This is a genomic window from Janthinobacterium sp. EB271-G4-7A, from assembly GCF_020858075.1.
Taxonomy (GTDB): Bacteria; Pseudomonadota; Gammaproteobacteria; order Burkholderiales; family Burkholderiaceae_D; genus Janthinobacterium; species Janthinobacterium lividum.
Genome location: NZ_JACYMI010000001.1, coordinates 1,800,806 through 1,823,444 on the forward strand (window position 1 = coordinate 1,800,806; position 22,639 = coordinate 1,823,444).

19 protein-coding genes are annotated in these 22,639 nt (G+C 63.5%); 11 read left to right on the forward strand and 8 right to left on the reverse strand.

The genetic code is table 11. The features are described from left to right. Position 1: 1 nt before the first annotated feature. Together IGS58_RS08235 and IGS58_RS08240 are read right to left on the reverse strand one after the other, a co-directional pair. Positions 2–1,873: an Hsp70 family protein gene (locus tag IGS58_RS08235; protein ID WP_230521055.1), complete on the reverse strand. Its 1,872-nt coding sequence runs from the start codon at positions 1,871–1,873 to the stop codon at positions 2–4. Beyond that, entirely contained in the window at positions 1,870–2,448 is a 579-nt protein-coding gene (locus IGS58_RS08240) for a DUF2760 domain-containing protein (protein ID WP_230521056.1), read from the reverse strand. Before IGS58_RS08240 ends, IGS58_RS08235 begins: the two co-directional genes overlap by 4 nt. 265 nt (positions 2,449–2,713) lie before the next feature. On the opposite strand from IGS58_RS08240, the gene IGS58_RS08245 reads away from it, so the two are divergent. The 7 genes from IGS58_RS08245 (at position 2,714) to urtE (ending at position 9,926) form a co-directional block, all read left to right on the forward strand. Next, the gene (locus IGS58_RS08245; protein WP_230521057.1) at positions 2,714–3,313 is read left to right on the forward strand and encodes a transglutaminase-like domain-containing protein; all 600 of its coding nucleotides are present in this window, start codon (positions 2,714–2,716) and stop codon (positions 3,311–3,313) included. A gap of 16 nt (positions 3,314–3,329) precedes the next feature. Beyond that, entirely contained in the window at positions 3,330–4,118 is a 789-nt protein-coding gene (locus tag IGS58_RS08250; protein WP_070254544.1) for a DUF4349 domain-containing protein, read from the forward strand. Between the two features lie 198 nt (positions 4,119–4,316). Continuing rightward, complete coding sequence (gene urtA / locus IGS58_RS08255; protein WP_176376080.1) at positions 4,317–5,570, forward strand: urea ABC transporter substrate-binding protein; 1,254 nt, start codon at positions 4,317–4,319, stop codon at positions 5,568–5,570. Positions 5,571–5,678: 108 nt separating this feature from the next. Continuing rightward, positions 5,679–7,280, forward strand: coding sequence for an urea ABC transporter permease subunit UrtB (urtB, locus tag IGS58_RS08260; RefSeq protein ID WP_230521058.1), 1,602 nt, complete (start codon positions 5,679–5,681; stop codon positions 7,278–7,280). Continuing rightward, positions 7,277–8,398, forward strand: coding sequence for an urea ABC transporter permease subunit UrtC (gene urtC, locus IGS58_RS08265; protein WP_230521059.1), 1,122 nt, complete (start codon positions 7,277–7,279; stop codon positions 8,396–8,398). The genes urtB and urtC overlap by 4 nt, the downstream gene beginning before the upstream one ends. Beyond that, complete coding sequence (gene urtD, locus IGS58_RS08270; protein ID WP_070254548.1) at positions 8,395–9,225, forward strand: urea ABC transporter ATP-binding protein UrtD; 831 nt, start codon at positions 8,395–8,397, stop codon at positions 9,223–9,225. The genes urtC and urtD overlap by 4 nt, the downstream gene beginning before the upstream one ends. 2 nt (positions 9,226–9,227) lie before the next feature. Then, a complete protein-coding gene (gene urtE / locus IGS58_RS08275; RefSeq protein ID WP_070280244.1) occupies positions 9,228–9,926 on the forward strand; it encodes an urea ABC transporter ATP-binding subunit UrtE in 699 nt (232 codons plus the stop codon). A gap of 2 nt (positions 9,927–9,928) precedes the next feature. On the opposite strand, the gene IGS58_RS08280 is transcribed toward urtE, so the two are convergent. Next, positions 9,929–10,513 carry a chromate transporter gene (locus tag IGS58_RS08280; RefSeq protein WP_034779146.1) on the reverse strand — a complete coding sequence of 195 codons (585 nt, stop codon included), beginning with the start codon at positions 10,511–10,513 and terminating at the stop codon, positions 9,929–9,931. Further along, positions 10,510–11,097 carry a chromate transporter gene (locus IGS58_RS08285; RefSeq protein WP_052139945.1) on the reverse strand — a complete coding sequence of 196 codons (588 nt, stop codon included), beginning with the start codon at positions 11,095–11,097 and terminating at the stop codon, positions 10,510–10,512. The genes IGS58_RS08280 and IGS58_RS08285 overlap by 4 nt, the downstream gene beginning before the upstream one ends. A gap of 219 nt (positions 11,098–11,316) precedes the next feature. On the opposite strand from IGS58_RS08285, the gene IGS58_RS08290 reads away from it, so the two are divergent. Further along, a complete protein-coding gene (locus tag IGS58_RS08290) occupies positions 11,317–11,538 on the forward strand; it encodes a hypothetical protein (protein WP_099388279.1) in 222 nt (73 codons plus the stop codon). A gap of 417 nt (positions 11,539–11,955) precedes the next feature. Here IGS58_RS08290 and IGS58_RS08295 read toward each other — a convergent pair whose 3' ends face one another. Next, on the reverse strand, positions 11,956–12,555 hold the full coding sequence (locus IGS58_RS08295) for a response regulator (RefSeq protein WP_083299743.1): 600 nt from the start codon (positions 12,553–12,555) through the stop codon (positions 11,956–11,958). A 363-nt stretch (positions 12,556–12,918) separates the two neighbouring features. Next, on the reverse strand, positions 12,919–13,467 hold the full coding sequence (locus IGS58_RS08300; protein ID WP_092605902.1) for a phosphohydrolase: 549 nt from the start codon (positions 13,465–13,467) through the stop codon (positions 12,919–12,921). Between the two features lie 210 nt (positions 13,468–13,677). Here IGS58_RS08300 and IGS58_RS08305 point away from each other — a divergent pair, with 210 nt between their 5' ends. Both IGS58_RS08305 and IGS58_RS08310 read left to right on the forward strand, forming a co-directional pair. Continuing rightward, positions 13,678–16,815 (forward strand): NAD(P)-binding protein, encoded by a 3,138-nt coding sequence (locus IGS58_RS08305; protein ID WP_230521060.1) that lies wholly within the window; start codon positions 13,678–13,680, stop codon positions 16,813–16,815. Between the two features lie 46 nt (positions 16,816–16,861). Further along, positions 16,862–17,773 carry an alpha/beta hydrolase gene (locus IGS58_RS08310; RefSeq protein WP_230521061.1) on the forward strand — a complete coding sequence of 304 codons (912 nt, stop codon included), beginning with the start codon at positions 16,862–16,864 and terminating at the stop codon, positions 17,771–17,773. Here IGS58_RS08310 and IGS58_RS08315 read toward each other — a convergent pair. After that, a complete protein-coding gene (locus IGS58_RS08315; protein WP_230521062.1) occupies positions 17,758–20,808 on the reverse strand; it encodes a hybrid sensor histidine kinase/response regulator in 3,051 nt (1,016 codons plus the stop codon). The two genes, IGS58_RS08310 and IGS58_RS08315, sit on opposite strands and share 16 nt — an antisense overlap. On the opposite strand from IGS58_RS08315, the gene IGS58_RS08320 reads away from it, so the two are divergent. Next, the gene (locus tag IGS58_RS08320) at positions 20,807–21,436 is read left to right on the forward strand and encodes a LysE family translocator (RefSeq protein ID WP_230521063.1); all 630 of its coding nucleotides are present in this window, start codon (positions 20,807–20,809) and stop codon (positions 21,434–21,436) included. The two genes, IGS58_RS08315 and IGS58_RS08320, sit on opposite strands and share 2 nt — an antisense overlap. Here the strand turns inward: IGS58_RS08320 and IGS58_RS08325 are convergent. After that, positions 21,399–22,136: a YceI family protein gene (locus IGS58_RS08325; RefSeq protein WP_230521064.1), complete on the reverse strand. Its 738-nt coding sequence runs from the start codon at positions 22,134–22,136 to the stop codon at positions 21,399–21,401. The genes IGS58_RS08320 and IGS58_RS08325 overlap by 38 nt on opposite strands. Positions 22,137–22,639 lie beyond the last annotated feature (503 nt).

Sequence of the window (22,639 nt, forward strand, 5' to 3'; positions counted from 1 at the left end):
CCTATTGCTGCGGCGTGCCGCGCACGTCGAATTCCACCTTCCAGCGCTCGGCGCCATCAGGGGAGACGGCCAGCAGTTCCAGCGTGCCCGCTTCCGTCACGCGCGCGTGCAGCTTGACTTGCACCACGTCGCCGGCCTGACGGCCTTCGGCGGACAAGGTTGCCTGGATTTCGCTCAGCTCCTGCAATTCATCGGGGCCCCAGAAATCGAGCAAGTCGCCGATCTGGTCGTTGCGGCGCGTGGACGATGCAAAGAAGCGGAAGTGCACAGGCTCGCCCACGACCAGGCCGAATTGCTGGCCTGGCAGTTCCAGTTCGCTGCCTTCTTCCATACCGAACGGCGCCACGCACAGGGCCTGGATAGGCGGTTCCATGCCGGGGATGGCCGGCATGGCCGACTCGATGGCGACATAAAAGGCGCTGGCCGTGCCGCCGCGGATGCGCACGCCATGGCCGCGCCGCACGTAGCTGTAGTAGGCCGCGCCGCGCGCCACGGCCAGGTCCAGGTCGGCCCCGGCCAGCATGCGCGCCGGTTCCGCGCCTTCCATGTACAGCCAGTCGTTGACGGTGGCCATGATGCGCTGCACCAGCAGGTCCGACTTGAAGACGCCGCCGTTGAACAGCACGGCCGTCGGGTGCAGGAAGCTGGCGCCGTCCGCCTGGCGGCCTGCAAAGCCTTCCAGTTCGGCCGTTGCCGCCACCTGGCGGCCCAGGAACGCGGCCAGGTGGCGCGTGATGGCCGCATCCTGCGCATACGGCAAGCCCAGTTGCGTCAGGCCGGCGCGCGTGCGTACGGCAGGACGGCTCGATGCTTCCACTTGCGGGAAGAAGCCGTCGAGGATGAAGGTGGACACTTCCGCGCGCGTCAGTTCCGTGCGGATGGAGCCGCCGATCAGTTTCGAACCGCGGCTCGGCACGACGATGGGCGCTACATCGAGGCCGCTGTCGGCCAGCAGGCTTTCCTTGGCGCTGCGGCAGCCGTAGGTCAGCGCGCGCATCTGCCAGGCGTCGAGCTGGGTGCCGTTGGCGGCCAGCTTGCGGGCCACCAGGTGGGCCAGCGCCAGGTCCATATTGTCGCCGCCCAGCAGGATGTGTTCACCGACGGCCACGCGGTGCGGTTCCAGCACGCCGTCGCGCTCGAGCACGGCGATCAGCGAAAAGTCGCTGGTGCCGCCGCCCACGTCGACCACCAGGATGATGTCGCCCGGCTTGACTTCCTTGCGCCAGCGGCCTTCGCTGGTCTGGATCCAGCTGTACAGGGCCGCTTGCGGCTCTTCCAGCAAGGTCAATGAGGAATAACCGGCCGCCTGCGCCGCTTCCATCGTCAACTCGCGCGCTGCCGGGTCGAACGAGGCGGGAATGGTGACGGTGATTTCCTGCTCGGCGAACGGCGCTTGCGGGTGGGCGTTGTCCCAGGCCTGGCGCAAGTGCGTCAGGTAGCGCGTGGCGGCCGTGATGGGCGAAATGCGCGCGACTTCGGCCGGCGCGTCGTTAGGCAAGATCGCCGCGCGGCGGTCCACGCCCGGGTGGCACAGCCAGCTTTTCGCGCTCGACACCAAACGGATCGGCGTGGTGGCGCCGCGGCTGCGGGCCATTTCGCCAACGACGAACGGCGCTTCGGCTTCCTCGGTGACCCAGGGCAGGGCCAGGTCGCCCGCCGCCACTTCATCGGCGTGCGGCAGGTAGACGAACGATGGCAGCAGCGACAGCTCTTCGACGGTGCCCGGCGCCGACAGTTGCGGCACTTTCAGTACGCCATGGCTGGACTTTTCGCCGTCGCTCTCGACCAGGTTGACATATGACAGGGCGCTGTGGGTGGTGCCCAGGTCGATGCCGATGGCGTAGCGCGGGGTAGGGTTGATCGTGTCGCTCACAGTTCCACCTCGGCCGGTGCCAGGATGGCGGCGTCGTGCTGCTCGCTCAGTTTCGGCAGGCGCACGCTGGAGGCGCGCCAGCCGCGGTGGCTGAGGGTGCCCGTGAACGGCGCTGAGCCGACCACATTGCCCGTCAGGCGTACCTGGGCGCTATCAAAACCTTCCTGCAGGACGATGCGGCTGCCTTCGGCTTCCTGGCGCACGGCCTCGATGGTGAAATACTCGCGCATGACCTTGGCGCAGCCTTCATGCACCACGCGGGCAGCCGCGCCGATATCGGCATCGGCATGGCTGCCCAGGTTTTCCTGGGTGAAGTCGATCAATCGCGCTTCGCGTTGCAGCAGGGCCAGCAATTGCAGGGCGGCGTCCGGCGTCGCTTCTTTCAAAATGACGGGCGCGGCGGCGGGCGCCGGGGCAGGGGCCACTGGCGCGACGGGAGCGGCGGGCGCCGCCTCGGGCAGGGACAGCTTTTCCACGCGGGCCGCATAGGCGGCGTCCGACAGGGTGCTGAAGAAGGCGCCGAAGGCCAGCGGGACACGGCGCCAGAACGATGGGTGCGACGATGATGTGCTCATAGGGAACTCGTTTCTCTGATCTGTAGGGAGGCGTCGGCGGCGCGCCGGAGGGCAGGTCCGCTTCGCAGGGTAGTGCATGTGCCGCGCCAATATGGCCGGCTGCGTTTGCCCGCATGATACCAGCTACCGGGCCGCCGCCAAAGTCGCTACCCCCCGCGCAGTAAGCCTGAGGCGTGGTTTTTCTTTGTTCCTGCGCAAGGAAACGCTCGATTTCGTGCCGTTTCGACTAGAATCGCGCATTATCTTTTTGCATGACCTTGACGCCATGTCTACCGACTTTTCCCCGTATCTAGCCAGCAGCACTTACATCGACAGCGATCATCCTGCCGTGCGCGCCAAGGCGGCTGCACTGGCGGCAGGCGCGGTGGGCGACGCCGCCATCGCGGCCCGCTGCTTTGCCTTCGTGCGCGACGAGATCGCGCACAGCTGGGACTACCAGCGCAATCCCGTCACCTGCCGCGCTTCCGACGTTTTGCAGCACGGCACTGGCTATTGCTATGCGAAGAGCCATCTGCTGGCCGCGCTGCTGCGCGCCAACGGCATTCCTGCCGGCCTGTGCTATCAACGCCTGGCCGTGGGCGAAGCGGGGCCGCCGTTCTGCCTGCATGGCTTGAACGCCGTGCATCTGCAGGAGTTTGGCTGGTACCGCATCGATGCGCGCGGCAACAAGCCCGGCGTCGCTGCCGCCTTCACGCCGCCACGGGAACAGCTGGCCTTTCCCGTGCTGGCGCCCGAGGAGCGCGACTTGCCGGAAATCTGGCCGGAACCGTTGCCGCAGGTGGTGGCGTCCCTGACGGGCCATGCGACCGTGCAGGACGTGGCGGCGCACTTGCCCGATATCGAATTGTTGCCGCTGCAAAAATAATCCAAAGAAAGAAACCATGAAAAAAATATCCATATGCCTGTTTGGACTGTTGCTGCTGGCCGGCTGCGGCAGCAAGGGCGAGAGCGGCGGGCAGTCGAGCGCCGCGCGTCTCGAAGGCAAGGAAAAGGGCAGCGAGTTCCTTGCCTATGAACATAATGTCAGCGTCGATACGCGCGAGGCGCAAGTGCGGCCCCTGTATGAAAAAGTGGTCGCCGCCTGCAAGGCCGATACGGAAAACGGCTGCCTGCTGCTCGATTCCAGCGTCGACAGCGGCCGCTACGTGCATGCGCGCATCAGCATGCGCGCCAAGCCGGCCGGCATCAAGAAGCTCGTCGCGCTGGTCGCGGCCGAAGGCGACGTCACCAGCCAGGGCACCAAGGTGGAAGACCTGGGCCGTCCTGTGCTCGACAGCAAGAAACGCCTGGAAATGCTCAAGCAATACCAGGCGCAATTGCAAGACCTGGAAAAACGTTCGGGCACTAACGTCGATGCCCTCATCAAGGTGACCAAGGAACTGGCCACCGTGCAAGTGGAACTGGAGCAGGCGACGGCCGCCAATGCGCTGTTGATGCAGCGCATCGATACGGACTTGTTGAACGTGGCCATCAGCGCCGAAGGCAGGCAATCGTTCTGGCGGCCCGTCAAGCGCGCGCTGGGCAATTTCACGGAAAACCTGTCGGAAGGCGTGGCCAACGCCATCACTGCCATGGCCTACATCCTGCCGTGGCTGATCGCTTTCGTGCTGCTGTTCCCGCTGGGCCGCAAGGGCTGGCGCCGCCTGCGTGGAGCTCCGCGCAAGGATTGATGCCGGGATTGCTGCGTCCTGCGCACCGTTTTACGGCAATTTGAAACCTGGCTGCACAGTCCTTGTGCAGCCAGGTTTTTTTTCGTGCGGCGAGCGCCGCTTGCACCATGGCGGACGCCTGCCGGTGCTGGCATGCATTCTGCTTTAACAACATGGCAGACCCAGCTCGACCCCCACGAACCCATCACAGGAGTCCCCATGACACGACGCATCATCCTGAAAGCGGCCGCCGCCGGCGCACTGGCCCTGGCCATGTCCACCACCATGCAGGCAGCCTTGGCCGCCGACACGATCAAGGTGGGCATCTTGCACTCCCTGTCGGGCACCATGGCCATTTCCGAAACGTCGCTCAAGGATGTGGCGCTGATGACGATCGCCGAGATCAATGCCAAGGGCGGCGTGCTGGGCAAGAAGCTGGAAGCCGTCGTCGTCGATCCCGCGTCGAACTGGCCCTTGTTCGCGGAAAAAGCGCGCCAGCTGGTGGCGCAGGATAAAGTGGCTGTCGTGTTTGGCTGCTGGACATCCGTGTCCCGCAAATCCGTCTTGCCGGTGTTCAAGGAACTCAACAGCCTGCTGTTTTACCCGGTCCAGTACGAGGGCGAGGAGCTGGAAAAGAATGTGTTTTATACGGGCGCCGCGCCGAACCAGCAAGCGATTCCTGCCGTGGAATACCTGATGAGCAAGGATGGTGGCGGCGCCAAACGCTTCGTGCTGCTGGGCACGGATTATGTGTATCCGCGCACCACCAACAAGATCCTGCGCGCCTTCCTGAAAAGCAAAGGCGTCAAGGATAGCGATATCAGCGAGGTTTACACGCCGTTCGGCCATGCCGACTATCAAACCATCGTCGCCAACATCAAGAAATTTTCCACGGGCGGCAAGACGGCCGTCATTTCCACCATCAATGGCGATTCCAACGTGCCGTTCTACAAGGAACTGGGCAATGCGGGCTTGAAAGCCACGGACGTGCCCGTCGTCGCGTTTTCCGTGGGCGAGGAAGAATTGCGCGGCATCGATACCAAGCCCCTGCTGGGGCACTTGGCGGCGTGGAATTACTTTGAATCCGTCAAGAACCCCGTCAATACGGCCTTCATCAAGCAGTGGAAAGCGTATGCCGTGGCGCAAAAGCTGCCGAACGCGGGTTCGGTGGTGACGAACGACCCGATGGAAGCGACCTATGTGGGCATCCACATGTGGGCGCAAGCCGTGGAAAAAGCGAAATCGACGGACACGGACAAGGTGATCGCCGCCATGGCGGGCCAGAGCGTCAAGTCGCCGTCCGGTTTTACCCTGACCATGGACCCGACCAACCACCACCTGCACAAGCCCGTGATGATCGGCGAGATCAAGGCCGACGGGCAATTCAATGTCGTGTGGAAAACCAAGGAACCGATACGCGCCCAGCCGTGGAGCCCGTTTATCAAGGGTAATGAGGGCAAGCAGAAGTTGTAGGCGCTATCACCCACCAGCAAATGCCGGGGTCGGACCCTGAGGGTCCGACCCCAGTCCTCGCCTTTGGGGTAAGTGCTCGCCCCGTGCAGTTTTTCCATGGAACTTACAATGAGGTTCATCCCCAAACTGCTGGTCCTCGCCTGCCTGTTGCTATCCTCGCTGGCGCAGGCAGCAATCCCCCCCGATCTGCTAAAAGCGCTGTCCGGCGACGATCCCGACACCAGGATCGCGGCCGTCGCCCAGATCGCCGCCCTGGCTACGCCCGAGGCCGCCCGGGTGCTGCAAGCCTTGCAGGACGATCAGTTATATGCGGCCCCCGACGGCAAGGTGTATATCGTCGACGGCGAGCAGGCGCTTGACCCTGCGCTCGGCAAGAATGTGCCGCTGCCCGATGGCATCGACGGCGTGATGGTCAACAACCGCTTGCGCGCGGCCGTGGCGGGCGCCTTGTCGGGCCTGCAACTGCTGGCGCCGGAGCGCAGCACCCGGCTGGCCGCCGCGCAGGCGCTGCAGCAATCCGTCGATCCCGCGCAGGTTCCCCTGATACGCAAGGCGCTGGCGCAGGAAAACGATGCTGACATCAAACAGATATTGCAGGTGCTGATCGCCAGCGCCAACCTGCATGCGCCCGACGCCGCCATGCGCAAGGCCGCCGTGCAGGCGCTGGCGGGCAGCAGCGATGCCCGATTGCTGCCCGTGCTGCAAGCCATGCTGGAGAAAGGACCAGATGGCAAAGCCGGCGAGCCGGACGAGGCCGTGCAGCTGGCCGCCATCGAGACCATGCGCCAGATCAAGGGACGGGTGGCGCGCATGGAGTTCGCCGGCAATGTGTTCTACGGCATTTCGCTGGGCAGCGTGCTGCTGCTGGCCGCGCTGGGGCTGGCCATCACGTTTGGCTTGATGGGCATCATCAACATGGCGCATGGCGAATTGCTGATGATAGGCGCTTACACGACCTACCTGTGCCAGCTGTTCTTCCGCAGCTACCTGCCTGGCTTGCAGGATGCGTATCTGCTGGCCGCCTTGCCGGCCGCCTTTTTTGTCGCGGGACTGGTGGGCGTGATGCTGGAGCGCACGGTGATCCGCTGGCTGTATGGCCGGCCGCTGGAAACCCTGCTGGCCACCTGGGGCATCAGCCTGATCCTCATGCAGGCCGTGCGCACGGTCTTCGGCGCGCAAAACGTGGAAGTGGCCAATCCCGCCTGGATGTCGGGCGGCGTCACCGTGCTGGGCGGCCTCGTGCTGCCGTACAACCGCCTGGCCATCATCGGCTTTGCCATCGTCGTCGTCGTGGCCGTGTGGCTGATCCTGAACAAGACGCGCCTGGGCCTGTTCGTGCGGGCCGTCACGCAAAACCGCCGCATGGCCGATTGCGTGGGCGTGGCCACGGGCAAGGTCGACATGCTGACCTTCGGCCTCGGTTCCGGCATCGCGGGGCTCGGTGGCGTGGCCTTGTCGCAGCTGGGCAATGTGGGGCCGGACCTGGGCCAAAGCTACATCGTCGATTCCTTCATGGTGGTGGTGCTTGGCGGCGTGGGCCAGCTGGCCGGCACCGTGATTGCCGCGCTGGGGCTGGGTGAAGTCAACAAATTCCTCGAACCGGTGGCGGGCGCCGTGCTGGCGAAGATCGCCATTCTGGTGTTCATCATCATTTTCATCCAGCGCCGGCCGCAGGGCCTGTTTGCCATGAAGGGACGCAGCGTCGAATGACTACCTCCTATCAATCCAAGCCTGGCCTGTTCACGCGGCCCGTCTGGCTGGCGATTGCCGCATGCACGGTGCTGGCGGCGTTGTTGCCGGTTTTTAACCTGGCGTTTGCCGAAGGGCATGCGTTGCACGTGTCCGCCTACACGGTGGCGCTGGTGGGCAAGTTCATGTGCTATGCGCTGGCCGCGCTGGCGCTGGACCTCGTCTGGGGCTACACGGGCATATTGTCCCTGGGCCACGGCGTGTTCTTTACCCTGGGCGCGTATGCGCACGGCATGTATCTGATGCGCGCCATCGGCGACCAGGGCCAGTACCACAGCAGCCTGCCCGACTTCATGGTCTTTCTCGACTGGAAAACCTACCCCTGGTACTGGGCGTTTACGGAACATTTCTGGTACTGCATGGCGCTCGTCGTGCTGGTGCCGGGCGTGCTCGCCTTTGTGTTTGGCTACTTTGCCTTTCGCTCGCGCATCAAGGGCGTGTATTTTTCTATCATCACCCAGGCGATGACATATGCCTTCATGCTGCTGTTCTTCCGCAATGACACTGGCTTTGGCGGCAACAACGGTTTCACGGATTTCAAGACTATTCTCGGCCATAGCATCACGGCGCCCGCCACGCGGGCCGTGCTGTTCCTGCTGACCCTGGCCTTCCTGCTGGCGGCCTTGATCGGCGCGCGCGCCATCGTCCGCTCGAAACTTGGCCGGGTGCTGCAGGGCGTGCGCGACAGCGAGGCGCGCTTGATGTTCCTCGGCTACAACCCGCTGTGGTTCAAGCTGTTTGTCTGGACCTTGTCGGCCGTGCTGTGCGGCATCGCCGGCGCCCTGTACGTGCCGCAGGTGGGCATCATCAACCCGTCCGAAATGTCGCCGGCGAACTCCATCGAGATGGTCGTGTGGGTGGCCGTGGGCGGACGTGGCACCCTGATCGGTCCCATCCTGGGCGCCTTCACCGTCAACGGCTTGAAAAGCTGGTTCACGGCTGCCTTGCCGGAACTGTGGCTGTTCGCGCTGGGCTTGCTGTTCATCGTCGTCACGCTGTTCATGCAGCAGGGCATGCTGGGCGTGCTGAACAAGCTCAAACGTAAAAAACCCGCCGCCATGGCAGAGGAGGCCGCATGAGTATCCGCATGTTGCCCGGCATGGCCAGCGCGGAAGCGGGGCCGACGTACTCGCGCGTGAAAGGCGAGGGCGTCGATACGACGCATGGCGCCATTTTGTACCTGGAAGACATCAGCGTGTCCTTCGACGGTTTCAAGGCCATCAACAAGCTCAGCCTCGATATTTCCGTGGGCGAATTGCGCTGCATCATCGGCCCGAACGGGGCGGGCAAGACGACGATGATGGATGTGATCACGGGCAAGACGCGGCCCACGTCCGGCACGGCCTGGTTTGGCCAGACCATGAACCTGGCCACCATGACGGAAGCGCAGATCGCCCACGCGGGTATAGGCCGCAAGTTTCAGCGCCCCACCGTGTTCGAGCAGCACACGGTGTTCGACAACCTGGAACTGGCGATGAAGATGGACAAGCGCGTGGCGCCCACCCTGTTTGCGCGCCTCACGTCCGAGCAGGAAGGCAGGATCGAAGCGATATTGCGCCTGATCCGCCTCAATGGCCAGGAGGCGCGGCCGGCGGGTTTGCTGTCGCACGGGCAAAAGCAGTGGCTGGAAATCGGCATGCTGCTGATGCAGGAGCCGCAGCTGATTTTGCTGGACGAACCCGTGGCCGGCATGTCGGATGCGGAAACGGCGCGCACGGCCGAGTTGCTCAATGAATTGCGCGGCAAGCATTCGATCATGGTGGTCGAACACGACATGGGTTTTGTGACGGAAATCGCCCGGCAAGGCATCGTCACCGTGCTGCATGAAGGTGCCGTGCTGGCGCAGGGGCGCATGGACGAGGTGCAAGCCGACGAGCGCGTGATCGAAGTCTATCTGGGAAGGTAAGCATGCTGGAAGTCGAACAATTGAATCAATACTATGGCTCCTCGCACACCTTGCGCGGCATCAATCTGTCGGCGCGCAAGGGCGAATGCCTGGCCTTGCTGGGCAGGAATGGCGTGGGCAAGACGACCTTGCTGAAATGCCTGATGGGCGTGCTGCCCGTGGCGCAGGGCAAGGTGGTGTTCCATGGACGCGACATCACCAGGCTGGCGCCCCATGCGCGGGCAAAGCTGGGCATCGCTTACGTGCCGCAGGGCCGCGACATCTTTGCGCGCCTGACGGTCGAGGAAAACTTGCTGATGGGGATGGCGAGCAAGGGCGGCCGGCAAGCTGCGCGCATCGATCCCCACGTGTATGAACTGTTTCCGGTGCTCAAGGAGATGCTGCAGCGGCGCGGCGGAGATTTATCGGGCGGGCAACAGCAGCAACTGGCCATCGCCCGCGCCCTGCTGGCCGAGCCGCAGCTGATCATCTTCGACGAGCCGACGGAAGGCATCCAGCCCTCCGTCATCAAGGATATCGGCCGCGTGATCAGCCTGTTGAAACAGCGGGGCGACATGGCCATCGTGCTGTGCGAACAGTATTTTGATTTTGCCCGCGAACTGGCCGATGAATTCATCGTCCTGTCGCGCGGCAGTGTCGTCGCCAGCGGCAAGGCGGAACAGATGGATGGCGAGGACGTGAAGCGGCACCTGGCCGTGTAAGGTCAGACGAGCTGGAACCAGCCCAGCACGGCGCCTGCCGCCAGCAGCCACAATAAATGGATCTTCGTGCGCCAGATGATGAGGCCAGCCACGATGGACAGGCTCCACAGGGGCCAGTCCGTACGGATGTCATGGTTGGCGCCGCCCAGTATCATGCCCGTGGAAATCAGCAGGGCGACGACGATGGGCGCCATGCCTTGCTTGAAGGCGCGCACGGGGCGCAGATCGCGGTTGCGGTAGCCCCACTGGGCCGCCACGTAGGTGAGGGTGGTGCTGGGCAGCATGATGCCCACCATGGTCACCAGCACGCCGAGGTAGGCCGCCGCGTAGCTGCCCGCGTTCATGCCCACGTTCCAGCCCATCAGGGCGACGAACAGCACGTTGGGGCCGGGCGCGGCCTGGGCGATGGCGATCGATTCGTTGAATTGCGCCTGTGTCAGCCAGCCATGCTGTTCGACGAGGAAGCGGTGCATTTCGGACGTGGTGGAAATGGCGCCGCCGATCGACATCAGCGACAGCATCAGGTAGTGGCCGAACAGGTTCAGCCAGTCGCCCGCGCTCAACACCAGTTGCAAGGGCGGATTCATGCGGACAGCTTTCGGTAGGTCAGCAGGCAGCCGATGCCGCCCAGGCCCAGCAGGATGTACAGCAGGGGCCAGCGGAAGATCGCCACCATCAGCACACCGAGCACGGTGATGGACAAGGTCAGCCACAAGGGCAGCGGATGCTTGCCCAGCGCGGCAGCCAGTTTCACGCCCGTGGCGGCGATCATGCCGGCCGACACGGCCGCCATGCCGCGCAAGGCGCCCGCCATCTGCGCATTGTCGCCAAAGCGCGTGTACAGCACGCCCAGCACGAGCACGATGAGGAGGGGCACGGCCAGCATGCCGGCCAGCGCCGTCAGCGCGCCTTTCAAACCGAAATAGCGCCCGCCCACCATCAGCGACAGGTTGACGACATTTGGCCCGGGCATGATTTGCGCCACGGCCCAGTCTTCCAGGAATTCTTCCTGCGTCAGCCAGCGCTTGCGCTCGACCATCTCGCGCTGGATCACGGCCAGCACGCCGCCGAATCCCTGCAGGGCCAGCCAGGTGAACGAGAAGAACAGGTCGGCAAGCGAGGCGGGCTGCGGGCGGGGCAGGTCGGGCTGGATGGAGGAGGGGGAGGGCATGGCTGATTATCGCCGTGGCCGATCGCGCTTGTCCATCGCTTTCGGCTGCGCTTGTGCCTGCAAGAAAAAAACCGTGGCTCATGTTTCCCTGCCATTGACATCGAGAGTTTATCGGCAATACTTTTATCGGCAACATGACCGCTGTCCCTGTCCGGGCTGTCGCGGGTCGCACCGCTACGCCGTCTCCTCCCTCCGTCCCCTTCGCAGGAGTTGTTCATCATGCCTCATTCCACAGAAACGCTGCATATGCCCGTCAAAACCGTGGTGCTGCATGCCCGGGTCGACCAGAAGATGTGCGATATCGTCAATCTGGGCATCGCCGTGCAGGCGGCCTTCAGTACCTTGTGCGCACTGGAATACCTGAAGTCATACAATGTCGCCCCGGAACTGATCGAGCGCGTGCTGCTGCATCCTGAGCAGCGCCGCCAGACCGTGCATTGAGTATCCCCACGGCAACTGTGTTGCCGGCGGCCGCGATCCGCTGTTGTCGGATTGATCATTACGGCTCAGTTATGCACAAATGATGAGTTAACGAAATTGGCGAAATAATTTTCTTGTGATTATGTGTGAGTTTCTAAGTACTTGATTTTAATGTGTTTTATTTTTGCTGTTTGATTGAGCAGTTTATTGAAAGCCGCACGGGCTGTGGCTTTGAGGCCTGTCAATAGGCCCTTATCCACAAAGATATCCACAGTCCGTGTGGATATCTGAAAAAGCGCTTAACAATCCGCCACTTAGGAAATGGGAGCCGCCCAACCCATGCAATCGGCGGGCAAGATGGGCCAAAACGGGGCATTTCACAAGCCTGTATGCCTATCCAGTGCTCTTGTTTTTATGACTGAAAGTAGCGGCCGATGGTCAGGGCGTGCCGCTGGCCGGCGCCGCCGGCGTGTCGCCGCACTGGGCCAGGGCGGCAGCCAGTTCGGTAACCTGCTGCTGCGCTTCGCGCAAGGTGGCATAGGTGCGCAGCGAGGCGATCACGGTGGTAAACAACTTGCGCGTGGTGAGGTCGGTCTTGCACCAGAAATCATTGATGTCGTAATCGATGATGATGCGGTGTTCCAGGGCCTGGCCTGGCTGGCCCGTGCGCAGGATGATGCGCACGGCGCTGTTGTGCAGTTCTTCGCGGACCTGGCGCGCCACTTGCAGCCCGGCATCCTGGGTTTCCATGATGACATCGAGCAGCACCACGGCGATATCAGGCGTGCTGCGCAGCAAGGCCAGCGCCTCGGCGCCCGAGTACGCGTGCAAAAAGCTCAGCCTGCGTCCCTGGAAGCTGGCCTGGCTGAGGGCGAACTTGGTCACCACATGCACGTCGACATCGTCATCGACAATCAGCACGCGCCAAGGTGCCGCAGTGGACGGTTCTGCCGCCGCGTCTGTCCGTCCCAGCGGTTCGTCGACCAGCCAGTCGGGTTCGTCCGCCTCCTTGGCGGCGCTATCGCTATCTATATTCATGCGTTTATCCACCGTTGATCGTACTCGCTACTCCACACTATGCCAGTCTGCGGGGTTTGTCAAAACAATGCTGTTCAAGCAAGACGGCCTCGCGCCACATCGGCTTATGCACAGCAAAAATATATTTTCATGGTGGCAGATTAAGTTTGCGCCAGCGCAAATTCATGATTGCAAGTCATTGATTTCATTGGGGTAAAAAATTGCCTGTGAAATCAGCAAATTATTGAAACCCGCATCAATACTGGCGTTGCGGCTTGTCAAGAGGGGCTTATCAACAACTTTATCCACAGTTGCTGTGGATATCTAAAAAAGCCGTGAAAAAACCGGGGCTTAGCGCCGATTCGTACGGCGGGGTGGAAGCATTCATGCGGCCAGCCCAAGCCCGCCCAGTTGGGCAAAGGCATGCAGGAAGCGCTGCTTGGCTTCGGCCGGACCCATGGCCTCGATTATACCGGGCAAGGGGGCGATGCCGTCAAGGTAAGCCCAGCGTTCGGCCGAGTGCGGCATCAGGTCGCGCTTTTCCGTGGCCAGCGCGATCAGGTCGGCCCGCTTGATGGGCGCGTAATCGGAAAAATCCAGTCCATACGTGGCGGCGATGATGGCGCTGACCTTGTCTTCCAGTACGGCAAATTCCGGCAGCAACACTTTCAAGGGTTTCACCATGTCGCCCAGGTAGGCTTCGGCCGCGTCGTGCAGCAGGGCGGCCAGGCGCAAATGGGGTGGCACCAGTTCGGCGACGATCAGGCTGTGCTGGGCGACCGAGTAAAACACTTGCGTCTGCCCATTGAAGCGGCACTGGTAGGCAAGGCCGTGGGCGATGTCCTCGATGGCTACCTTGTCGATATGCGGGCGCAAGGGATAAAAACGGTTGCCTGAATAGGTGGAAACGTAGTCGGTGGTAATCATTGCCATGGCATGGTGCTCGGAATGCTCAAGATGCTTCATCGTACACCCGATGGCATGGGCGTGCCCCGGCTGCCGTGCGCAAGCGGCTTTCTGCCGGGATCGCCTCCAAGCCTATGCATCTTGGCAAATCCTTTAATTTATTTCATATCATTCATTGATATTTCTCAAATACACTGTAGAAATCTTGTTTGACTGAAACTTAAAGGGGACAGGGCAATGACGGCGACACCTTCGGCAAGACCTTCGTATATCTATCAGGGCGGTTCGGTGATGATGCACTCGCCGCTGCAATTGAAACAGTCGGAAATGTACGGTTATTTCGTCAGAGGCGACCTGGCGAAACTGCAAGCGACCGTGAATACCACCCTGAACCAGGTGGCGGGCAGCAAGATGACCCTGAAAGCCCTGTCGCCGTATGTCATGCTGACATTTACGCGCGTTAACCATGCGGACTCCGCCAACCCCGTCGACCAGGCCAAGGGCTGGATCACGGAAGTCGACATCGTCACCTGGATCATGGTCGGCCAGATGGACGCCGCCGGCAAGCTCGCGCATATCTACTGGTATCCGTGCCATATCTTCGTCGATGACGCGATGGCCCTGATCAACGGGCGCGAGCTGTTCGGCTATCCGAAATACCTGTGCGACTACGAGATTCCCGCCGCCGGCAGCGAGCCGCTGCGCTGTTCCGTGGCTGCCAAGGGCTTCCAGCATTTTTCGCCGGAAACGAAACTGGCCTTGCATCCGTTGCTGGAAGTCAACGCCACCGTGCAGACAGGGCAGCACAAGAGCGTCAACAGTTTCCTGGAACTCATCGAGCAGGCGTTCCAGATTTTCCTCTCCATCCCCGATTTCTTCGACATGGACCAGGCCGGCTTGGCCGATATCTTGTCCTTGCTGCGCAACCCCCGCATCGACCAGATATTCCTCAAGCAATTCCCCGACAGCGCCGGCGTGAAAGCCGTGTACCAGGCCCTGGTGGCCGCTCCCGCCGAGATCAACCGCCTGCACAGCGCGCGCCTGCTCGGCTATGAGTATGAATGCACGCTGCACGCGTTCGACAGCTTCCCGCTGGACCAGACCCTGGGTCTCAAACTGGGGCCGCAGGCGGCGATATTGCCGTTCCAGGTGAATTTCGACTTCACGGCCATGCCGGGCGAGGAGCTGGTCGACAATTCCCGCATCGCGCCGGAAAAGATCGCCATCCTCGGTGGCGGCGTGGCGGCCATGACCACGGCGTATTATCTGACGAACCAGCCGGGCTGGCAAAACCGGCATGCCATCACCGTCTACCAGCTGGGCTGGCGCCTGGGCGGCAAGGGGGCCAGCGGGCGCAATGCACAGGTGGGCCAGCGCATCGAGGAGCACGGCCTGCACATCTGGTTCGGCTTCTACGCGAACGCCTTCAAGATGATCAAGGAAGCGTACGCGAGCCTGGAGCGTCCGCCTGGCGCGCCGCTGGCCACCTGGCGCGACGCTTTCAAACAGCACGATTACGTGGCCCTGTCGGAAGACGTCAAGGGCAAGTGGCGCAACTGGTCCATCGTCTTTCCCACCTTGCCGGGCGAACCGGGCGAGGGCGGCGAAGACATCACCCTGTGGCAGATGGCCATCGCCATGGTGGGCTGGATCGAGCAGTGGATCCGCCAGATCCGGCAAGTGGCGGACGCCGACGCGCGCATCGTGCGCGCCAGCGCGTCGCAAGGCGAAGGCGTGTGGCCGGGCTGGCTGCGCCGGCTGGCCGACGAAGTGGTGGGGCAGGCCGATGAACTGGGCCTGGACGTGGGCCTGTCCGTGGGCGCGCTGGTGGCGCTGGTGGCCGACCTGGCGCCCGATTCCACGCGCCACGACCAGGCGCGCCACCAGCTGCTGGCCAGTACCCTGAACGGCATCCGCGCGTGGCTGCGCCTGCGCTACCGCGCCCTGATCGATGGCGACGATGAATTGCGCCGCCTGTTCATTTGCCTGGACCTGGGCATCACGGTCATGAAGGGCATGTTCGAGGATGGCGTGTTCAAGAACGGCTTTGACGTCATCAACGATATCGACTTGCGTGCCTGGCTGAAAAAACATGGCGGCGACGAGCAGTTCAGCGTCAATTCGGCGCCCGTGCGCGGCTTCTATGACCTGGTCTTCGCCTACGAGGGCGGCGATTTTTCCAAGCCGAATATCGAGGCGGGCACCTTGCTGCGGGCGATGGCGCGCATCGGCCTGGCCTACAAGGGCGGCATCATGTTCAAGATGCAGGCCGGCATGGGCGACACGATTTTCACGCCGCTGTACGAAGTGCTGCGCAAGCGCGGCGTGGAATTCAAGTTCTTCCAGCGCGTGGAAGAGCTGGTGCCGGGCGCGGGCGACATCGACAGCATCCGCATCACGCAGCAGGTGCAATTGAAGGACACCGCCGCCGGCTACGCGCCGCTGGTGGACGTCAAGGGACTGGCTTGCTGGCCCAGCGCGCCCGATTACGCCCAGCTTGATCCAGCGCAGGCGGCGCTGCTGCAGGAACAGGACGTCAACCTGGAATCGTACTGGAGCGACTGGCCGCAGCAGTACCAGCAAGCGTTCGGCCGCGCGCTGCCCGCCACGGTACTGAAGAAGGGCGTCGACTTCGACAAGGTGGTGTTCGGCATTTCCATCGGTTCGCTGCAGGCCCTGTGCCCGCAACTGCTGGCGCAAAGCCCGGCCCTGCAACTGGCGGCCGACAAGGTACAAACCGTGGCCACGCAGGCCTATCAGGTATGGCTCAACAAGAATCTGGGGCAGATGGGCTGGACCACGCAACCGAAAGGCCAGCAGCCGGTGCTGTCGGCCTTCACGGAGCCGTACGACACGTGGGCGCCGATGGACCAATTGTTGGCGCACGAAGACTGGCCGACGGGGCATGAACCGAAAAATGTCTCGTATTTTTGCAGCGCCTTCCCCGTCGACAGCTACCCGCCCGTCACCGACACGGATTTCCCGGCCCGCTGCGCGGCCAGGGCGAAGCAGGGCGCGCTGCACCAGCTGGAGCGCGAGATCGGCGCGCTGTGGCCCGAAGCGGGCGGGCCGGGCGCGTTTCCGTGGCAATGGCTGGTCGATGCGAAGGAGGGGGCGGGGCCGGCGCGCTTCGACAGCCAGTACTGGCGCGCGAATGTCGATCCGTCCGAGCGTTACGTGATGTCGGTGGTGGGCAGCACGCAGTACCGGCTGGCCACCGACCAGTCGGGCTTCAGCAATCTGTTCCTCACGGGCGACTGGATCAAGACGGGCATCAATGCGGGCTGCGTGGAGGCGGCCGTGATGGCCGGCATGCAGACCTCGCGTGCCATGACGGGCTATCCGGCCGTGATCCAGGGGGAGACGGATTTTTAGTTATTTCGCTATGATGGCGTTTCATTGTTCCCTGCGCGAGCGAGCCATGCAACGCCTGATGCTGTTGAGTCTTGTCCTTGTCCACCTGCATGCGGGCGCCGCGCCGGCCGGCGCGATTGTGCTATGGCCCGGCGCGCCGCCCGGCGGCGCGGCGCCGGGCCCGCAGCGCGACAGCGCCAAGGGCTCCATCACGCAGGTTGATCAGCCCTACCTGATCGCCCACCGCCCGGCGCAGCCGAATGGCATGGCCATCCTGCTGGCCAGCGGCGGCGGCTATGCGCATATCGAGGCGGGCAAGGAGAGCGGCCCGGCCGCCAACTGGCTGCAGGCGCAGGGCATCACGGCGTTTGAGCTTGTGTACCGCTTGCCGCAGGAGGGCGGAGGCGTCAGCGCGCCATTCCAGGATGGCCAGCGCGCCATGCGCGTGATCCGCGCGCGGGCGGCCGAGTGGGGCATCGATCCTGCGCGCATCGGCATGCTCGGTTTTTCCGCCGGCGGGCACCTGGCCGGCATGACGGCCGTGCAGCCTGACGCTTCCCGCTACGCGCCCGTCGACGCCATGGATGGCGTCTCCGCGCGGCCCGACTTTGCCGTGCTGCTGTACCCCGTGCTGACCATGCAAGCGCCATTCGACACGACGCACGCGAAGAAGCAGTTGCTGGGCGCCCATCCCACGCAGGCGGCGCGCGACGCCTTGTCGGTGGAGCTGCACGTTGATGCGCGCACGCCGCCCGCTTTCATCGCACAGGCGCTGGACGATCCCATTTCCCCGCCCGAGAACAGCCGGCTGATGGCAGCAGCCCTGCGCCGCGCAGGCGTGCCCGTCGAGCTGCATTTGTTCCAGCACGGCGGCCATGGCTGGGGCCTGGGCAAGCCGGGCAGCGAGCCGGCCGCCTGGCCGCAGCTGCTGCTGGCATGGCTGCGGGCGCATGGCTGGATGGCTCAGCCGGCAGGCTGAGCTTCCAGGTCGCGCCGCGCCGCATCCAGCGCCGCCTGGAGCTGCGGCAGGAACTGCTCCACGTTATCGAGCTGGCCGTTCGATGCCAGGGTTTCCATTTGGTGGCACAGGCCGTGCAGGGTGGGGCGGCTCAGGTAGCCGGCGCTGCCCTTCAAGGCGTGGAAGGCGGCAGCGGCAGCGCTGGCGTTGCCGTCGCGCACGGCGTGGCAGGCCAGGTCCAGGCGCCGCGGCGCCTCCGTCAGGAACGCTTGCGCGATGCGCTGCAAGTGCTGCGGCGACAGGCCTGCCAGCGGCAGGATGTGCACGGGCGCCGTCATGGGATCGGCCGGCGCCGGTGGCTCGTCGGCGGCGCCTTCCAGACCGAACTGGCGCGCCAGGGCGTCGTCTTCGGTGGGCGTGGCAGGCGGCAGCGCGTGGCCGCGCGCCAGCAGCAGGTCGATGATGGCGTCGATTTTCTCAAACAGCAGCGCTTCGTCGACCGGCTTGCTGAGGAAGTCGTCCATGCCGGCGGCCAGGTAGCGTTGCCGGTCATGTTCGCTGGCGTTGGCCGTCAGCGCGAGGATGGGGATGTGCGCGTCGGGAATGGGGAATTGGGCGTTGCCGCCGTCGCGGATCAGGCGCGTGGCCTGTTCGCCATCCATCAGCGGCATGCGGCCATCCATCAGCACGCAATCGTAGGTGCCGGATCCCAGCGCGCGCAGCGCCTGCTCGCCGTTTTCCACGATGGTCACGTCATGCCCCATGCCTTCGAGCAGGGTGCCGATGATGATCTGGTTGGTGCGCACGTCTTCGGCACACAGGATGCGCAGGCGGCAGGCGTGGCGCGCATGGCGTGCGGGCCGGCGCGCGTCGGCCGCCGGCGCGCTGCCAGGCGTCAGCGGCAAGGTGAAATGGAAGCGCGAGCCGATGCCGACGCGGCTTTCCACGCCGATCGTGCCTTGCATCAGTTCGACCAGCTCCTTGCAGATGGCCAGGCCCAGGCCCGTGCCGCCGTAGCGCCGCGTGGTGGAATGGTCGGCCTGCTCGAATTTCTGGAACAGGCGCGGCAAGGTGTCGGCGTCGATGCCGGGACCCGTATCGCTGATGATGAATTCGATGGCGCTGCGGCCATCGTGGCGCGGCGGCGTGCGGGCGCGCCGCACTTCCAGCAGTACTTCGCCATTGGCCGTGAATTTCAGCGCGTTGCCCAGCAGGTTGATGAGGATTTGCCGCAGGCGCGTGGGGTCGGCGCGCACGTAGCGCGGCAGGTCCAGCGCCAGTTCGCGGCGCAGCAGCAGGCTTTTCGCATCGGCCTGTCCCTGCACGATGCCGGCCGCGTCGCCGATCAGCGCCAGCAGGTCGAAGTCCACGGTTTCCAGGGTCAGCTTGCCCGCGTCGATCTTCGAGAAGTCGAGGATGTCGTTGAGGATGGTCAGCAGCGACACGCCATTGTGCAGGCCGATGCGCAGATATTCCTGCGTACGGCCACGTACAGACTGGTCGCGCAGGGCGAATTTCAGCATGCCGATGACCCCGGCCAGCGGCGTGCGGATGTCGTGGCTCATGGCGGACAGAAAATCGATGCGGTGGCGGCTGACCACTTCCGCGTGTTCCTTGGCCTTCAGCAGGGCGTCGTTGCTGAGGGTGAGCGCCAAAGTCCGTTCCTGCACGCGCTGTTCCAGGTTGTTGCGCAGCAGGCGGATCTGGTCGGCCAGGGCAAACGCCAGCAGCAAGCCGTCGAAGGTGCCGCCGAGCAGGGTCACCAGCTGGGCGTTGGCCACCATGGCGGGCATCAGGCCCAGGTTGGCCGGCAGGATCAGAAAGCCGGGCAGCATCAGGGCGACGAAGGCCAGCACGAAGAAGCGCGCCGGCTGGTAGCCGCGGCACCAGACGACGATGCCGCAGATGAGCGCCAGCAGCATCCAGATGCTGATGGCGATGGTGGCCAGGGTGTGGGCATACGACAAGGCGAAGAAGCAGCTGGGCAAGAGTAGCAAGGGCAGCACCAGGTTGACCTTGCTGATGCGGTACAGCCGGGGCGAGTAGTCGCGCAGGCGCAGGAAATGCGTGTAGAACAGGGTGCTGAAGACGGGCAGCAGGAAAAACGGCACGTAATGCAGCTGCAGCATGTGCCAGTCGAACAGGTCGGCAAAGACGTGGAAGGTCATGGCCCAGGCCAGGCCATAGGTCAGCACGTACAGCGCGTAATAGGCCGAGGCTTTTTCCAGCGTGATGGAAAAGATGAAGAAATTGAACAGGCCCAGCGCCAGCAGGGCGCCGATCGATGCCACCATCAGGAAGTTTTCCTTGCCCACCAGCTTGCGGTAATCCTGCTGCGTCTTCACGCCGAACATGGGCGCGCGCGCATAGTAGGGGCTGGAAAAGCGGATCAGGATGTCATATGTGGCGCCCGGCGCCAGCTGCACGTTCCTGCCGTAGTGCAACAAATATTCGTGCGGCCGCTGGTAGCCCGTCAGCAGGGTCTGCGGCGCCGTGTGTGGCCCGGGGCCATATACGTGCAGATCGACCAGGTCGATCAGGGTATCGTTCGGGTCGATGACCCAGGCCGCTACGCTGCTGTCGTTGCGCACTTGCGCATGCAGCCAGTAGGCGCCGCCGAACAGGTCGACCTGTTCGGCCGGGCGCTGGCGCGCCAGCCAGGCGGGCAGGGCGGCCGCATCGGCAGGGGCGGCCTCACTTCCGGCGAGAAACAGTTGCCCACCGTTGCCCAGGTGCTGGATGCCTTGTTTGTTCAGGGGCAAAGGTGTCGCCTGCGCCGCACCCGCCAGGCCCAGCAGGCTGATCAGCAAGCTGAACAGAAGCGGCCAGCCGCATGGCCAGGCGCTGACGCGGGAGCTGGAAGCGCGGTGGCTGGATGGGGGCGGGTGGGCTGGCATCGATGGGTTTGGTGATGGTCGCGCGGGAAATGGCGGCAACGCCGTTTGCTGTGGAGTACCCATTTTAATCGACTCTCGGTGGCACACGGGCAATTTCATGTCCTGCCGGCATGGCGAGCGCTCCGGTATCATGGCGCCTTTTGCTTGCGAGATATTCATGCTCAGTCCTGACCAGTTCCTGGCCTTCCTGGCCGCCGCCGTCGTCATTACCGCCAGTCCCGGCCCCGACAACCTGATGGTGCTGGGCGTGGGCATGTCGCGCGGGCGCCGCCAGGGCATGGCGTTCGGCCTCGGTTGCGCCCTCGGCTGCCTCACGCACACCGTGCTGGCGACCATCGGCGTGTCGGCCCTGCTGGCCGCCTCGCCCACCGCATTTACCCTGCTGAAAGTGGCTGGCGGCCTGTACCTGGTGTGGCTGGGCATTGGCGCCTGGCGCAGCCGTGGCGGCGCCAGGGTCGATGGTGCGGCGGCCTTGCCCGACGAGTCCTTGCTGCGCCTGTTCGGCAAGGGCTTGTTTGCCAACAGTATCAATCCGAAAGTCGTGCTGTTTTTCCTCTCGTTCCTGCCGCAGTTCATCGTTGCTGGCCAGGGCAATGCCAGCTGGCAGACGGCGCAGCTGGGCCTGGTCTTCACGGCGCAGGCTTGCGTGCTGTTCGGCCTGCTCGGCTATTTTTCCGGCGCCGTCGGCAAGTGGCTGAACCGCCGCCCGCGTGCCGGCCTGTGGCTGGACCGCGTGGCCGGCACCATCTTCATCGGCCTGGGCTTGCGCCTGATCCTGGCGCGCTGACGTCTTGCCGGGCGGTGATGCGGAACGCCAGTTCCATCTGATCCTGCACGGCCATGGCCCCGCCCAGGACGGCGAAGGGCACGATGCCGAAGTCGCTCTGTTTCAGCAGCAGGCTGCCGCTGGCCTGCAGGCGGCGTCCATCGGCCGCTTGTTCGATCCGTACCGGCAGCTGCACCGTGCGCGTCACGCCATGCAGGGTGATGTCGGCCTCGAGCACTTCCTTGTTGCCCGTGCGCCGGGCGTCGATGCGCACCCACGGATAGCGTTCCGCCTCGAGCACGCGCACCAGCATGTTGTGGCGCGTGCCGGCGATGGCGTCGGCCGACGGCGTCGTCGTCAAGCCAGCCGCCTGGCGCAGGCTTTCTTCATCCACACTCATCTCGTCTAGCCGAAAGCGAAATTGTGCGCGTCCCGGCGCGGGCGCCACCACGCCCTGCAGGCTGCGGCTGGCGATCACGTGGTCATGTCCGAGCCGCGCCAGCGCGCCGCCGCGGCGCACGGTGATGGTCAGCAGGGATTCTTGCGGGACGATGTGCAGTACCTGCACCCCCTGCTGTTGCCACGCTGGCGCTTGCATGGCTGGTGCCGGAACTGGCGCGGCTGGCAGCGAGGCGGCGGGCGGCGGCGCGAACGGGGTGCAGGCCGCGAGCAAGGCGCAGGCGCAGGCCAGCAGCGTGCGGCGGTGGGCGTGTGGCGTCAATGAGGACTCCTGGCAGTGGATGGCAACGGTGTGGCGCAGGGCGCAATGGGGCGATAGTAAGCGATCCGGGCATCGGCGGGATAGTCGGTTCGCAAGCGCGTCCGTTTTTTGCAAGACCAATTCGGCCTGCCGGATGTCCTGTTTCGCAGGGCGGCATGCGTGAATAAAATGAAATTGGTATTAACGCAGGTGTTTGAGAATGAATGGGAAACAGTGCAGGATCGAATTATGGGCGCTTGGCCGCGGAAGGAAAATACGCATTGAAATAATTGGTGATATTTGGCATTAATAATTTCTTTTGAAAAACAAACTATGCCTTTGATAGTTTCGCATGATTATGTAAATGATAATTTAAATATTATGTCGAGCTAATCAGTATGCGGTAGAAAATAAAATCCCAGTATCACTACATGATTAATTTGATGATTGTGTTGTGAAATATCAACGAGATAATTTAATTTCTTTGTTGGAAACAAAAAAGTCACTGTTGTCGTACGCTTGAA